The sequence below is a fragment of the Formosa algae genome (assembly GCF_001439665.1).
Taxonomy (GTDB): domain Bacteria; phylum Bacteroidota; class Bacteroidia; order Flavobacteriales; family Flavobacteriaceae; genus Formosa; species Formosa algae.
The window spans coordinates 73,789-89,348 of the sequence record NZ_LMAK01000019.1 but is presented as its reverse complement, the minus strand read 5'-3'; the positions used below and the strand labels follow the sequence as shown (position 1 = coordinate 89,348).

Annotated in this window: 15 protein-coding genes; 12 read left to right on the top strand and 3 right to left on the bottom strand. The window is 33.0% G+C overall.

Translation table 11 applies throughout. From position 1 onward, the window contains the following. Positions 1–87: 87 nt before the first annotated feature. From purH to AST99_RS07825, 12 genes are all read left to right on the top strand, one after another. The gene (gene purH / locus AST99_RS07880; RefSeq protein WP_057781155.1) at positions 88–1,620 is read left to right on the top strand and encodes a bifunctional phosphoribosylaminoimidazolecarboxamide formyltransferase/IMP cyclohydrolase; all 1,533 of its coding nucleotides are present in this window, start codon (positions 88–90) and stop codon (positions 1,618–1,620) included. A gap of 55 nt (positions 1,621–1,675) precedes the next feature. Then, positions 1,676–2,704, top strand: coding sequence for a rod shape-determining protein (locus AST99_RS07875; protein ID WP_057781151.1), 1,029 nt, complete (start codon positions 1,676–1,678; stop codon positions 2,702–2,704). Between the two features lie 9 nt (positions 2,705–2,713). Next, positions 2,714–3,538: a rod shape-determining protein MreC gene (gene mreC / locus AST99_RS07870; RefSeq protein WP_057781148.1), complete on the top strand. Its 825-nt coding sequence runs from the start codon at positions 2,714–2,716 to the stop codon at positions 3,536–3,538. Continuing rightward, a complete protein-coding gene (gene mreD, locus AST99_RS07865) occupies positions 3,528–4,034 on the top strand; it encodes a rod shape-determining protein MreD (RefSeq protein WP_057781144.1) in 507 nt (168 codons plus the stop codon). Before mreC ends, mreD begins: the two co-directional genes overlap by 11 nt. After that, positions 4,031–5,953 carry a penicillin-binding protein 2 gene (gene mrdA / locus AST99_RS07860; RefSeq protein ID WP_057781141.1) on the top strand — a complete coding sequence of 641 codons (1,923 nt, stop codon included), beginning with the start codon at positions 4,031–4,033 and terminating at the stop codon, positions 5,951–5,953. The genes mreD and mrdA overlap by 4 nt, the downstream gene beginning before the upstream one ends. Before the next feature lie 2 nt (positions 5,954–5,955). Further along, positions 5,956–7,233, top strand: coding sequence for a rod shape-determining protein RodA (gene rodA, locus AST99_RS07855; RefSeq protein WP_057781138.1), 1,278 nt, complete (start codon positions 5,956–5,958; stop codon positions 7,231–7,233). 154 nt (positions 7,234–7,387) lie between these two features. Beyond that, the gene (locus AST99_RS07850; protein WP_057781135.1) at positions 7,388–8,812 is read left to right on the top strand and encodes a M20/M25/M40 family metallo-hydrolase; all 1,425 of its coding nucleotides are present in this window, start codon (positions 7,388–7,390) and stop codon (positions 8,810–8,812) included. Positions 8,813–8,968: 156 nt separating this feature from the next. Then, positions 8,969–9,958: a 2-hydroxyacid dehydrogenase gene (locus AST99_RS07845; protein ID WP_057781132.1), complete on the top strand. Its 990-nt coding sequence runs from the start codon at positions 8,969–8,971 to the stop codon at positions 9,956–9,958. A gap of 88 nt (positions 9,959–10,046) precedes the next feature. Continuing rightward, positions 10,047–10,418, top strand: coding sequence for a VOC family protein (locus AST99_RS07840; protein ID WP_057781129.1), 372 nt, complete (start codon positions 10,047–10,049; stop codon positions 10,416–10,418). 108 nt (positions 10,419–10,526) lie between these two features. Continuing rightward, positions 10,527–11,150 carry a hypothetical protein gene (locus AST99_RS07835; RefSeq protein WP_057781126.1) on the top strand — a complete coding sequence of 208 codons (624 nt, stop codon included), beginning with the start codon at positions 10,527–10,529 and terminating at the stop codon, positions 11,148–11,150. 113 nt (positions 11,151–11,263) lie between these two features. Continuing rightward, on the top strand, positions 11,264–12,679 hold the full coding sequence (locus tag AST99_RS07830) for an SDR family oxidoreductase (RefSeq protein ID WP_057781123.1): 1,416 nt from the start codon (positions 11,264–11,266) through the stop codon (positions 12,677–12,679). Positions 12,680–12,707: 28 nt separating this feature from the next. Beyond that, on the top strand, positions 12,708–13,985 hold the full coding sequence (locus AST99_RS07825; protein WP_057781120.1) for a cryptochrome/photolyase family protein: 1,278 nt from the start codon (positions 12,708–12,710) through the stop codon (positions 13,983–13,985). Here the strand turns inward: AST99_RS07825 and AST99_RS07820 are convergent. Genes AST99_RS07820 through AST99_RS07810 form a run of 3 tightly spaced genes read right to left on the bottom strand, consistent with a single transcriptional unit; the run spans position 13,982 to position 15,548 of the window. Beyond that, a complete protein-coding gene (locus tag AST99_RS07820; protein WP_057781117.1) occupies positions 13,982–14,665 on the bottom strand; it encodes a lycopene cyclase domain-containing protein in 684 nt (227 codons plus the stop codon). The two genes, AST99_RS07825 and AST99_RS07820, sit on opposite strands and share 4 nt — an antisense overlap. Beyond that, complete coding sequence (locus AST99_RS07815; protein WP_057781114.1) at positions 14,662–15,126, bottom strand: sterol desaturase family protein; 465 nt, start codon at positions 15,124–15,126, stop codon at positions 14,662–14,664. Before AST99_RS07815 ends, AST99_RS07820 begins: the two co-directional genes overlap by 4 nt. Beyond that, positions 15,126–15,548 (bottom strand): hypothetical protein, encoded by a 423-nt coding sequence (locus AST99_RS07810; protein ID WP_157486327.1) that lies wholly within the window; start codon positions 15,546–15,548, stop codon positions 15,126–15,128. Before AST99_RS07810 ends, AST99_RS07815 begins: the two co-directional genes overlap by 1 nt. Positions 15,549–15,560 lie beyond the last annotated feature (12 nt).

Genomic DNA, 15,560 nt, shown 5'->3' with positions numbered 1-15,560 from the left:
CAAAAAAAATAAAAACAAAACACGAAACAAACTGTAAAAATTTTATTCTAAATCCTTACTTTTGCGCATTAATATAACACAACACTAATGAGCAACGAAAAAACAATCAAATCTGCATTAATATCTGTATTTAGCAAGGATGGTTTAGAACCTATTATTAAAAAGTTAAATGAATTAGGAGTAACCATGTATTCAACTGGTGGAACTCAGGCTTTTATTAACGACTTAGGCATAGATGTTGTCCCTGTAGAAGACGTAACATCTTACCCTTCAATTTTAGGCGGACGCGTAAAAACATTACACCCAAAAGTTTTTGGAGGTATTTTAAATCGTCAAAACAATGATCAAGACCGTACTGAATTAGCAGAATTTGATATCCCTCAAATCGATTTAGTGATTGTAGATTTATATCCTTTTGAAAACACAGTAGCTTCTGGAGCTAGTGAACAAGATATAATTGAAAAAATTGATATCGGTGGAATTTCATTAATTCGTGCTGCTGCAAAAAATTACGCAGATGTAGTTTGTGTATCTTCTGTTAACGATTATTCTAACTTTTTAGATATTATTTCTGAACAAAACGGAACCTTGACTTTAGAACAACGTAAAGATTTTGCAAGAAAATCATTCAACGTATCGTCTCATTACGATTCTGCGATATTTAACTACTTTAATAAAAACAGCGAAGAAACTGTTTTAAAAATTAGTGAACAAAACGGACAAGTGTTACGTTATGGAGAAAATCCTCACCAAAAAGGATTCTTCTTCGGAAACTTTGACGATATTTTTACAAAACTTCACGGTAAAGAATTAAGCTACAACAACCTTTTAGATGTTGATGCTGCTGTGAATTTAATAAACGAATTTAAAGGTGACAAACCTACGTTTGCCATTTTAAAACACAATAATGCTTGTGGTGTTGCACAACGCGACACTTTAAAACAAGCTTACAAAGATGCTTTAGCTGGAGATCCAGTTTCTGCATTTGGTGGCGTTTTAATTTCTAATACTGAAATTAATTTAGCAACGGCTGAAGATATTCACAGTTTATTCTGTGAAGTTGTGATTGCACCTTCTTTTAGCGAAGATGCTTTAGCACTTTTAAAAGGAAAGAAAAATAGGATTCTTTTAATTCTTCACGATATAGAATTACCTAAAACAAATGTAAGATCTTGTTTAAACGGAGTTTTAGTGCAAGAAAAAGATAATATTACAGATGCTTTAGAAGATTTATCTAATGCGACAACAAATGGCCCTAGTGATAGTGAATTAAACGATTTAATCTTTGCTTCTAAAATTTGTAAGCATACCAAATCTAACACTATTGTTTTAGCAAAAAACAACCAGTTATGTGCTAGCGGAACAGGACAAACAAGTCGTGTAGATGCGCTTAATCAAGCCATTCATAAAGCACAGTCTTTCGATTTCGATTTAAAAGGTGCTGTTATGGCAAGTGATGCCTTTTTCCCTTTCCCTGACTGTGTAGAAATTGCAAAAAATGCTGGAGTTACTGCTGTAATCCAACCTGGAGGATCAATAAAAGATCAGTTAAGCATAGATTATTGTAATGATAACGATGTTACTATGGTATTTACAGGAACGCGTCATTTCAAGCATTAATTTCATTACTTTTACAATACTCATTTTAATTAAAGCAAAAAAAGACATATAACGCATGGGATTTTTTGACTTCCTTACAGAAGAAATAGCTATTGACTTAGGAACAGCCAATACACTTATTATTCACAATGATAAAGTTGTGGTGGATAGTCCTTCAATAGTAGCTCGTGATCGTGTTAGCGGTAAAATCATTGCCGTTGGTAAAGAAGCGAGCATGATGCAAGGAAAGACACACGAAAACATTAAAACAATTCGCCCTTTAAAAGATGGCGTAATTGCAGATTTTGATGCGTCTGAACAGATGATAAGTCTGTTTATTAAAAACATTCCTGCTTTAAAGAAAAAAATGTTTACTCCTGCACTTCGTATGGTGGTTTGTATTCCTTCTGGTATTACCGAAGTAGAAATGCGAGCTGTAAAAGAATCTTGCGAACGTGTAAACGGAAAAGAAGTTTATTTAATACACGAACCTATGGCTGCGGCCATAGGTATTGGTGTAGATATTATGCAACCTAAAGGAAACATGATTGTAGATATAGGTGGTGGAACTACCGAAATTGCAGTGATTGCCTTAGGTGGTATTGTTTGCGACAAATCGGTTAAAATTGCTGGTGATGTCTTTACAAACGATATTATATATTATATGCGTACCCAACATAACTTGTATGTTGGTGAACGTACTGCAGAAAAAATTAAAATTCAGATTGGTGCTGCAACAGAAGATTTAGAACTTCCTCCTGAAGACATGAGTGTTCAAGGACGTGATTTATTAACTGGAAAACCAAAACAAGTGCAAATTTCGTTTAGAGAAATTGCAAAAGCATTAGACAAATCTATTCTTAGAATTGAAGATGCCGTAATGGAAACCTTATCGCAAACACCTCCAGAATTAGCTGCCGATATTTACAATACAGGTATTTATTTAGCCGGTGGTGGTTCTATGTTACGTGGTTTGGATAAACGTCTATCTCAAAAAACAGATTTACCAGTGTATATTGCAGAAGACCCACTACGCGCTGTTGTTCGTGGAACAGGAATTACGCTAAAAAACTTACCAAAGTTTAAGAGCGTCTTGATAAAATAGCCTTAAAGCATGCAGCAAATCCTAAATTTTATTATCCGCAACAAAAACTTTTTGTTGTACGTGCTGCTTATGTCGTTGGCTGTGTTTTTTACTGTACAAACGCACTCTTACCATAAAAGTAAGTTTATAAATTCTGCTAATTTTTTAAGCGGCGGTATTTATACGCAACTTAATAGTATCGATCAATATTTAAGCTTAAAAAGTCAGAACGAAAACTTATCTGAAGAAAACGCACGTCTTAGAAACAGGCTTCAAAACTATCATATTGCTCTAGATACAAATTATGTAGACACTACTAATTTTAATGGTTCTTACCTATTCAGACCTGTACGAGTTATTAAGAACAGCTACGCTGCTACAACAAATATTTTAACCATTAACAAAGGTGATAACGACAGTATCAGTCAAGATTTTGGACTTATCACTCCAAGAGGAATTCTAGGAATTGTAGACCATACTAGTCCTAATTATGCGACAGTAATTTCAATCCTAAATACTAAAAGTAAAATTAGCGCGCAGTTAAAAAAGACAAATCATTTTGGAACATTAACTTGGGATGGAAAATCGCCTAAAGTTGTTCAACTTGTAGACATTCCAAAAATTGCACCTATACAAATTGGTGATACTATAGTAACGTCTGGACGCTCGGTTATTTTCCCTAAAGGCATTCAGATAGGAACTATTGAAAGCTTTAAACTTGATGCTGCAGAAAACAATTATGAAATAAATGTAGGACTGTTTAACGACATGACCAATATTGAACACGCCTATATTATAGAACACCTAGACGCTCCAGAGATTAATAACTTACTAAATTTATCTAATGAACAGTAACGTTATATCTCAAATACTTAAATTTATTACACTAATATTAGTGCAAGTTGTCATTCTAAATCATATTAATTTTTTAGGATACATTAATCCGTATTTGTACATCTTATTTGTAGTACTATATCCAGTTAAAAATGACCGCATGATTTTTATGCTTTTAAGTTTTTTATTAGGCATATTAGTAGATGTATTTTCCGATTCAGGTGGTATTCATGCCGCAGCCTGTGTCACTATTGCGTATTTACGCCCTTTAGTTTTAAAATGGTCTTTTGGTACGGTTTACGAACATCAAACTATAAAATTTAACAATGTAGACTTTGGTTCCAAACTCATGTATTTTAGTCTCCTAACAGTTATTCACCATTTAGTCCTTTTTCTTTTAGAAGTATTTAACTTTTCAGAAACACTTTTAACTCTCCAAAAAACGTTATTTTCTAGTATCTTTACCATCCTTCTATGTGTTATAGTTACTATTATTTTCAGCAAACGTTCTAAATGAGACAATTTTTATTATTTTTTACCATAATTACGGTTGGGATCATATTTATATCTCGACTGTTTTATTTACAAGTTTACAGCTCTCCAGCTAATAATTTATATGATGATAATGCCATTCGAAAAGTATACGATTACCCGAAACGTGGTTTTGTATACGACAGAAACGGCACCCTTTTAGTATCTAACCAATCATCATACGATGTCATGGTTATTCCTCGCGAAGTCAAAGCTTTAGACACCTTAGAATTTTGTAATTTATTAAAAATTGATAAAGAGAAATTCAAAAAAACATACAACAAAGCCTACCACTATTCCCCAAGATTACCATCTGTATTTGTATCCCATTTATCTAAAGAAGACTATGCTGTACTTCAAGAAAAAATGAGAAAATATGAAGGATTTTACATTCAAAAACGTTCACTTCGTCATTACGAAGCCTCTATTGGTGCAAATGTTTTAGGAGACATTGGAGAGGTAAACAATGCCATTATCAATAAAAATCCTTATTACAAAATGGGTGATTTAATTGGAAAACAAGGTGTAGAATTGTCTTATGAAGATGAATTAAGAGGGAAAAAAGGAATTAAATTCATTCAAAAAAACAGATTCAATAAAAATATAGGTCCTTATAAAGAAGGAAAGTTTGATACATTACCTGAACCCGGAAAAGATATAAAAATTACTATCGACGCCCAATTACAAGCCTATGGCGAACAATTAATGCTACATAAACATGGTGGCATTATAGCTATAGAACCTAGTACAGGCGAAATATTAGCGATGATTTCTGCTCCAACTTACGATCCAAATTCTCTAGTAGGAAGAAAGCGTTCTCAAAATTTCACAAAACTATACAACGACTCGATTTCTAAACCTACTTACGACAGAAGTTTACTTGCACAATATCCTCCAGGTTCCCCTTTTAAAGTTTTAAATGCCCTTATTGGGTTACAGGAAGGTGTTGTGACTACTGAAGATAAATTCACTTGTAATCATGGCTATAGTTACGGAAACAGAAAAATGGGATGTCACGGCCACGTTAGTCCATTGGCCATGAACGTAGGGATTTACGAATCTTGTAATGCTTATTTTGCAAATGTGTATCGCCGTATTATTGAGAAATACGATACACCTTATGAAGGCATGAATGTTTGGAATAAACATGTAACGAGTTTTGGTTTGGGTGATTACTTGGGATACGACCTTAAAATTGGTAGCCCAGGACGTATTCCTAGTGGCGATTTTTACGATAAATGGTATGGAAAAAACCGTTGGAGAACAACCTTTACCTTATCTAACGCCATTGGACAGGGAGAAATTGAAGCGACACCAATACAATTAGCAAATATGGTCGCTGCCATTGCAAATCGAGGTTATTTTTATACACCTCATATTATTAAAACAATTGAAGGACAAGAAATAGATGCGCATTATACCACACCAAGACATACCACAATTGACAAAGAGAATTTTGAACCTGTAGTTCAGGGAATGTATGATGTGTATAACAAAGGAACAGCCGTTAGTTTACAAGTAAAAGGTTTAGAAATTTGTGGAAAAACAGGAACAGCAGAAAACTTTACAAAAATTGATGGTGTAAAAACTCAACTTACAGACCACTCCATATTTGTGGCTTTTGCACCTAAAGACAATCCTAAAATTGCTATTGCAGTATTTGTAGAAAATGGATATTGGGGAAGTCGATTTGCTGGTAGAATTGCAACTTTAATGATTGAAAAATACATAAATGGTACAATATCTAGAACCGATTTAGAAAAATGGATTTTAAGCCATAGCTTAGAACATGAATATGAGAAACCATATTCTGGAGAACCATTTAAAATTAATCGTGGTACAACTCTAGAACTTGTAGAACCAACAGTAATTAATCATGACCATTTATTACCTGCTAAATCTTAACTATGATTAGAGAAACTAATAGACATTTTTCTTTCGATTGGATAACCATCATTATTTTTATGCTATTGGTAGGTTTTGGTTGGTTAAATATAATATCATCTTCTCATGTTGGAGAAACTTTAGATTACTTTGATTTTTCACAACCTTACGGCAAACAACTTATGTTTATTGGTTTAACAATAGGTTTAATCATTATTATTCTAGCTATAGAGGCTAAATTTTACGAGCGTTTTGCCAGTGTAATTTATATTATATCTATGCTATCCCTAGTTGGACTTTTTATATTTGGAAAGAATGTAAACGGAGCGACATCTTGGTACGGCATAGGTGGTATGACTATACAACCCAGCGAGTTTGCTAAAGCTGCCACGGCATTAGCGGTTGCTAAATATGTAAGCGATTTACAAACAGATATTCGCAAGTTTCAAGACCAGATTAAAACCTTTATCATAATATTAATTCCTGCGTTTTTAATACTATTACAAAACGATGCTGGAAGTACGATTGTATATGGTGCCTTTTTCTTTGTATTGTATAGAGAAGGCTTACCTCAAATTTACTTAACGCTTGCTGTAAGTGTCGTTTTTATATCCATCTTATCTTTAAAATTCGGACCAGTAATCACCTCTATTTTAGCCGCTTTAATTGTGTTTACACAATATTTTTTAAACAAAAAAAAGCCTATTATTGTCCAGCCAATAATCATCACAATTATTGCTATTGCCATGTCTATTGGTGTACAATTCTTTTATAGTAATGTACTTCAAGCGCATCAAAAAGACCGAATAAGTTTATGGTTAAGATTAGAAAAAGATCCGACAAAAATTGCGGAAATGCGTCGTGATATTTTATACAATCTATACGAATCTGAAAAAGCAATTAGTTCGGGAGGTATAAAGGGACGTGGTTTTATGGAAGGTACACGAACTACCGGAAAATTTGTTCCCGAACAACACACCGATTATATTTTTAGTACCGTTGGCGAAGAATGGGGATTTATTGGTAGCGCGTTCGTCATTATCTTTTTTATATTATTAATGCTTCGGGTTCTCCATCTTGCAGAACTCCAGAAATCGCAATTTAGTCGCATGTACGGTTACGCAGTAGCATCAATTATGTTTCTTCACTTTATGATAAATATAGGAATGGTTATGGGACTTATCCCAACAATTGGTATCCCGCTGCCGTTCTTTAGTTATGGAGGTTCAGGTCTTTGGGGCTTTACTATTTTACTTTTCATTTTTATAAAATTAGATTCTAATAGAATTAACGAATGGTAGCATATTATTAATTCTTAAAATTTTAACTCTTATTTTAAATAAAATAAAACACAATAGCTTAAAAAAAACAATAATTATTAATTGTTTGTTAATAGCAATATCTTAATTTTAAGACATCTTACTGACAAAATTATTGTTTTATAAACGTGCTATTATGAGCAAAGAGCTTAGATACTTATTATTCTTTTTATGTATTACTTTTCAGACTCAAAGTCAGAATCCGTCTTCAAAAACGATAATTCAAGATCATGGTAAAAGTTTAAATATAGAACAAGCTCTCAGTAAATATTTACAATTTGAGTCTATAAGTGGTGATGAAATAGAAGCTGGAGAGTGGTTTAAATCAATATGCATAGAAAATGGTTTGCATGTTGAACAAATGGGAGACACTAATGGCAATTATAATTTCACAGCATCTGTTTATCCGTTAAGCAGCAATCTTCCAAATATAATTTTATTAAATCATATTGATGTTGTGCCTACTGGTGACCTTACAAAATGGGAACATCCACCATTTTCAGGAGATATTACCGATACAGAAATCTGGGGTCGTGGAGCTTTCGATAATAAAGGTAATGGCATCATGCATTTATTTAGTCTGATTGAAATCTTAAATAAATATGGCAAAGACAAAATGCCTTATAATGTGTCACTTCTTGCTGTATCTTGCGAAGAAAAAGAATGTGATGGTGGCGGTGCGGAATATGTATTAGAACATTATTTGGATACTTTAAACCCTATTGTTGTGTTAGGCGAAGGACCTCCTGGCTTTAATGGCATATTAAAATCTGATCCCGATCAGATTTTATTTGGTATTTCTGTAACAAACAAAAGACCATTATGGTTAGAGCTATCTTTAAAAGTTAAAACATCTGCACACGGTTCTATCACGCCAATAAATTATGCGAATAAAGGCATGATAAAAGCCCTAGATAATCTTATAGAAAAGAAACAGAAAACGGTATATAACGAAACAAATATTAATATTTTAAAACAATTAGGGCGGTTAGAAAAAGGCATGGGATCTTTAGTCCTAAAACACCCTAGACTTTTTAAAGTGTTATTGGCACCTGTTTTAAGAAACAAACCCGAACTCTTTTCATTATTTTCAAACTCTATCACCCTAACAAGTGTTGACAGTCATAACAATGTGATAAATGTAATTCCAGATGAAGTTACCGCACTATTAGATTGCAGGTTATTGCCCCATCAAACCAACGACGAATTTGTTGCTTCAGTTAAAAAACAATTAAAAAATAAACGGATCAAAATTAAAGTCATAAAAGAGTCTCCTATTGTTCCGCCTTCAGATGATCAATCCAAATTCTTCGTCAACATTAATAATGCAATCAAAAAAAACTATCCAGAAGCCAATACATTAAGTGCGTCTGTACCTAATTACAACGATGCTAGTTTATTTAGAGAAAAAGGCATTAGCTCGTACTGTTTTACACCAATTGCATTAGAGCGTCATTATTTAGAATATATACACAACGTAAACGAACGCATACCTCGTGGCACTTTAACTAAAGGAAAACAGACTTTTATAGATTTTATTGAAAGTTGTTTTGTGCAATAATACTATACTACTATTTATACTTTTTTAACTATAAAAAACTGTTAATTTCACCACATGAATCCTTGATTTTACTAGGTTAACTCTACATTGATTTTTGTTTATAAAATGGCATTTTTAAAGTATCTTTAGTCTTTAAAAGTTTAAAAATTACATCTTATGAAAGTAGCCTTTTTCAGCACAAAATCATACGACATTACTTCTTTCGAGAAACACAACACAGGTGCGCATGATATTATTTTTTATGAAAGTACTTTAAATACAAAAACCGCAAAATTAACACAAGGTTGCGATGCGGTATGCGCCTTTGTGAACGATCATTTACATGAGCGAACGATAAAGTTACTTAGTGAATATGGCGTAAAACTTATTGCAATGCGTTGTGCCGGATTTAATAACGTAGATTTAAAAGCGGCTAAAGCTGCAAATATAAAAGTTGTACGTGTCCCTGCCTATTCGCCAATGGCTGTTGCAGAACATGCAACCGCCTTAATTATGACTTTAAATAGAAAGACACATAAAGCTTACAATCGTGTACGCGACGGAAACTTTTCTTTAGAGCGTTTAACAGGTTTCGATATGTATGGCAAAACGGTAGGTGTTATTGGTACTGGTAAAATTGGACAATATTTCAGCAAAATTATGTTGGGTTTTGGATGTAAAATTATTGCATACGATTTATATCCAAACGAAGAACTAAAAGCCTTAGGCGTTACGTATCTTTCTTTAGATGAATTATTAAAATCTTCTAATATAATTTCGTTACACTGCCCTTTAACCGAAGACACGCATCATTTAATTAATGAAGCAGCCTTTTCTAAAATGAAAAAAGGAACCATGTTAATTAATACAAGTCGTGGTGGTTTAATAAATACAATAGATGCTGTTGAAGCCTTAAAAAATCAAACTTTAGAATATTTTGGAATTGATGTTTACGAACAGGAAGAAAAATTATTCTTCAGAGATTTGTCTGAAAACATTATAATGGACGATGTTATTTCACGCTTAATTTCATTTCCAAACGTTATTATTACATCGCATCAAGGTTTTTTAACTCATGAAGCTTTAGATAAAATTGCAGAAGTTACTTTAGGGAATCTTTTAGCTTATCAAAACGAGGAATCTCTAGAAAACGAAGTTGTATTGTAAAATACTTACAATTATAAAAAGCATGTAAAACCCTGAATATTTCAGGGTTTTTTTATTAAGTTTAAAAATTCAACTTAAAATTACTCTTATGGCTTTAGGCGCTTTTTCTATTAGTTTAAATGTAAAAGATCTTTCAATATCCAAATTGTTTTATGAAACATTGGGATTCACTGTTTTCGCAGGTGATCTCGAAAAAAACTACCTCATCATGAAAAATGGTGACACTTTAATTGGATTGTTTCAGGATATGTTCGATAAAAACATTTTAACATTCAATCCGGGTTGGGACCAAGACGCAAAAACACTAGAATCGTTTATCGATGTTAGGGACATACAAAAAGAACTGAAATCAAAAGGCATTACTTTATCTTCTGAAGTAGATGAAACAACTACAGGACCAGGCAACATCATTATTATGGATCCAGACGGTAACCCCATTTTAATAGACCAACACGTGTAGTCCAATCTTATCGCTAAACATAATAAAATGTTAAACATAAATAAATTAACATACAAAACACTTTAACACACTATCTTGTAGAGCATTATAACCGTATTAACCACCATAATGTCTATGTTAAAAAACTACACCGTTCCCATTCTCACAAAACAACATGTGTTGTACTATTTATATGTATTAATTACAAGTTTTTCTACAAGTGTATTCGCTCAAAACACAGACACAAATTCTGAAAACAAACAAAGTGTATCACAAGATATTGCTACGGGAACTACAACTTACAATCCCTTTAAGGTTTTAACTTACACACAACATACTACGGTTAGGAATAATTATGCGTTGGGTCAGTATTCCATTTTTAGTAATGCGTTCACTGCAGAGCCATTACCAAATTTAAAAATAACTGTAGAAGGTGGACCTGCCCTACAACAGTCTTTTTTTAGTCCGCTGCCACCAAACTTACATTTATATTATCGCGCCGAATTATCTTACGCTATCACAGATTATATTCAGCCCTACATTTACAATCAACATTTAAGCAAACCTCTAGGTGATAACCCAGATAATTTACGACTGAATCCATTCTTTTTACAATCAGAATTTGGAACTGGAATAAAAACCGAAATGAAAACTTATCTTTTAGAAACAGGTGTTAAAACCATGACAAACCCGATTATTGGTCAGCAATCCATGCAAACACAAGTATTTTCAAAATTGAGCAAAAGTTTCTAAATAATATATGAATTGAGCACTTTTATGTAGCTTTAGTGTTAAAGACAAAGAAACTTTTCTCTTATCTTTATAGCACTCTATGGTAGAGTAACTCTCATATTTTATACCATTTCATGAAAATACTTTTAACTGGTGCTACTGGATACATTGGAAAACGCTTGCTACCCGTTTTGGTAGCTCAAGGTCACGATGTTGTCTGTGGCGTAAGAGACCCAAAACGTTTTAATCCGCCGGAATCAATAGCTCCTAAAATTAGTGTAGTTACCATAGATCTTTTAGACGAAGAAAGCTTAGAAAACATTCCTAAAGATATAGAAGCTGCTTACTATTTGGTGCACTCTATGTCGGCATCTAGCAAATATCAAGAATTAGAGAAACAATCTGCAGTCTACTTCAGAGAAGCCATTAATAAAACGCAAGCCAAACAAGTTATTTACTTAAGCGGTATTGTGAATGACGATACGTTGTCTGAACATTTAAGTTCAAGACAAACGGTAGAACACGAATTAGATAAAGGCAAATACAGTTTAACCGCTTTAAGAGCAGGAATAATTATTGGCTCTGGAAGTGCCTCTTTTGAAATTATTAGAGATTTAGTGGAAAAACTCCCCATTATGGTTACGCCTAGATGGCTTAACACCAAATGCCAACCCATAGGTATTACAGATGTTATTTTGTTTTTATGCAAATCGCTTAACAATACTGAAACATTTAATAAAAATTTCGATATTGGAGGTCCAGACATTTTAACATATAAAGAAATGCTGCTTAAATTTGCGAAAGCGCGCGGATTAAAACGACACATTTACATTGTACCTGTCATGACGCCTCGTTTATCATCATATTGGTTATATTTTGTAACCTCTACATCATACAAATTGGCAATCGCTTTAGTAAATAGTATGAAAGTTGAAGTAGTTTGCAGAGACCATAAAATCAATAAAATTTTAGATGTGACTCCTATTTCTTATGAAGAAGCCTTAGATAAAGCATTTAAAAAAATTGAAACTAATGAAATAATATCCAGTTGGAAAGATGCTTTAAGTAGTGGTACAATGGCAATTAATATGTCCGACTTTATTCAAATCCCTACACACGGTTGCTTTATCGATAAACGCGAACGTGAATTTACAGATAGAGCAGAATGTATAGACCGGATTTGGCGTATAGGTGGAGAAACTGGTTGGTATTACGGCAACGGTTTATGGAAATTAAGAGGGTTTATAGATAAACTTTATGGCGGTGTTGGATTAAGACGTGGCCGTACACATGTAAACGAATTACATGCTGGAGATGCCTTAGATTTTTGGCGCGTACTTTATGCTAATAAAGCTGAAGGCCGATTACTTTTACTAGCCGAAATGAAATTGCCTGGAGATGCATGGTTAGAATTTAAAATTAAAGATAACACTTTGGTGCAAACCGCAACCTTTAGACCTGTAGGCATATCTGGCCGTTTATATTGGTACAGCGTACTTCCTTTTCACGGCTTTATTTTTAAAAACATGTTGAAACACCTGACAGCTTAAACACACAATTATTATAATTTAATTATTTATGACACATACCATTTTTTGGTTTAGACGCGACTTAAGACTAACAGATAACACTGGACTTTTTGAAGCTTTAAAAAGTAATACAAACGTACTTCCTATTTTTATTTTTGATGAAAAGATTTTAAATGAGTTGGAAGCTGACGATGCGCGTGTTCAATTTATTCATCAAAGTCTTGAGCACATAAATAATGAACTAAAAAACTATAAATCTTCCATATTGTGCTTAAAAGGAAACCCTTTAGAACTCTGGAAACAGCTTATTTCAGATTATAATATTGAAGCCGTTTATACCAACACAGATTATGAACCCTACGCAAAACAACGTGATGCTGAAGTTGAATCTCTGTTATCCGAGAATAACATTTCTTTTCACACATTTAAAGATCAAGTTATTTTTGAACCTCACGACATTTTAAAACAAGACGGAAATCCATATACGGTTTATACTCCTTTTAAAAATAAATGGTTAGAACACTTTAAAGGTGTCGCATTACACACCAAACCAGAATTTGAAAATTTATACCAAAACGCATTTGATTTTCCTAGTTTAGAATCTATAGATTTTAAAAACGCTAACAAAGCGGTAAAAGCATTTCAATTAGACCAAGTTAGCGACTATGCTAAGTTTAGAGATTACCCTAATAAAGATATTGGTAGCTATTTAGGTCCGCATTTAAGGTTTGGAACAGTGAGTATTCGAGAAATTATTTCAGAATTAAAACCTGAAGACAGTACTTTTTTAAGTGAATTAATATGGCGTGAATTTTTCATGCAAATCTTGTTTCACTTTCCACATGTTGTGCACAATAACTTTAGAAATAAATACGATGATATCGCATGGCGAAATGACGAAGATGAATTTAAATTATGGTGCGAAGGTAAAACCGGATATCCGATGGTTGATGCAGGTATGCGCCAATTAAACAAAACCGGTTATATGCATAATCGTGTACGTATGGTAACTGCAGCTTTTTTATGTAAGCATTTGTTAGTGCATTGGACTTGGGGGGAAGCCTATTTTGCAAAGCATTTATTAGATTATGAATTAGCCTCTAACAACGGCAACTGGCAATGGTCTGCTGGAACCGGTTGCGATGCTGCGCCTTATTTCAGGATTTTCAATCCGATTACTCAATTAGAAAAGTTCGATAAAAATTTAGAATATGTAAAAACATGGATTCCAGAATATGGTACAGATTCCTATCCAGAACCTATGGTCGATCATAAAACAGCACGTCTTCGTGCATTAGATGTTTATAAAGAAGGTATAAGATCTTAAATACGCTTGTTTTCAAAATAACGGAAGCCTTCTATATTTAAAAAGATAAGTAGCAAGCCATAGATACTGTCTTCAATAGGAATTGTAAACATACGAATTCCCATATTTTCTGCATCATTATACCAAACAATTGGAGCATCTAAAAACGAACCCGTAAGTAAACCGTTACTTGCAAAAAAGAACGGTAATATAAATAGGAAGGTTAAATAGTGAAACGCTAAATCTACTTTTTTAAGCTTTAAGTACATTAAGTACAATGCTGTAAAACCACAGGCAGTAACCGTATACCAATGATTAAAATAAAGACCAGCCAGAATAGTAAAAACAACGATTAGAATAGTTGTAATATGATGCTGTACCGAAGTAAAAGGACTTCTTTTAACAAGATAAGTAAAAGCAAAGTATGAGAATACGCAGCAAAACGGAATACAAATAAAAAACAAGACCTCTTCCAGCGGTAAATTCCCAATAAAAATACCGGTTAAATACTCTGGATTAAAACCCCAAACGCCAATAGCTGTAAAAATATAATCCCAAATTAAGAATAGTATAGTGACTATACAATTTGCTTTAATGAAAGACATCCAACGTTTGTAGAAAGCATGTTTAGGATAAAAACTAGCAACCAACGGAACAAAAACACAAGCCAAATCGATTAAAAGATAGGTAAGTGATTTCATTTCTTTTGGTATTGCTCATGATATTTTTTAGGTACATTTAACATGCCGAAACACTCTCCATCTTCTTTACCTAAATGTTTATGATGTACTTTATGTGCTTTTCTAAGTCCGATTAAATATTTGTTTTTAGTCTTACTAAACCATTTAAAACGTTGATGAATTAAGACATCGTGCACTAAAAAATAGGCCATACCATAAAACATAATTCCTAAACCAATAAAGAATAAGACGTTTAACTCTGGTTCGATTCCAAAATACATTAATGCAATACTCGGAATTGCAAAAATGACAAAAAATATATCGTTTTTTTCGAACACATGTGGATATTTAGGCTGATGGTGATCTGCATGTAAATACCATAAAAATCCATGCATTACAAATTTATGCGTTAGCCAAGTGATACCTTCCATAATTAGAAATGTAACTATCGTAACAACTATATATAATAGGATTTGAATCATTATTTGTTTGTATGTTTTTTAATATTAAACAACATGGTTTGTTTAAAGTCTTCTGGTAAGTTAGCGGTTTTTATATGCGTATTAATAAAGTCTCTATCTTCTTCTTTATCATCATAATTTAAAAAGCTAGGTGCATTAAGCTGACAAAGTAATCGCATGTAACGCGCTTCAATATTATTCGGATTTTCTGCTATATAATCTTCTAATACATCTTTACCTTCTTTAAAATAATTCAATTTTCTAAAAGGCCAATTAGTAAATTCTGCTTGTCTCATAATAGCAGATGCTAGATATGGTGTTTTTAAATCGCAATCTACTGTTTTTACATTATCCAAAAATAAGTCAAGCTCATCTTCGGTGATTATGGCATGGAACTCCGACCTTACCTTAGGCATTTTATTGCAATCTGTTCCTGAATTCATTGTAAAAAAAAG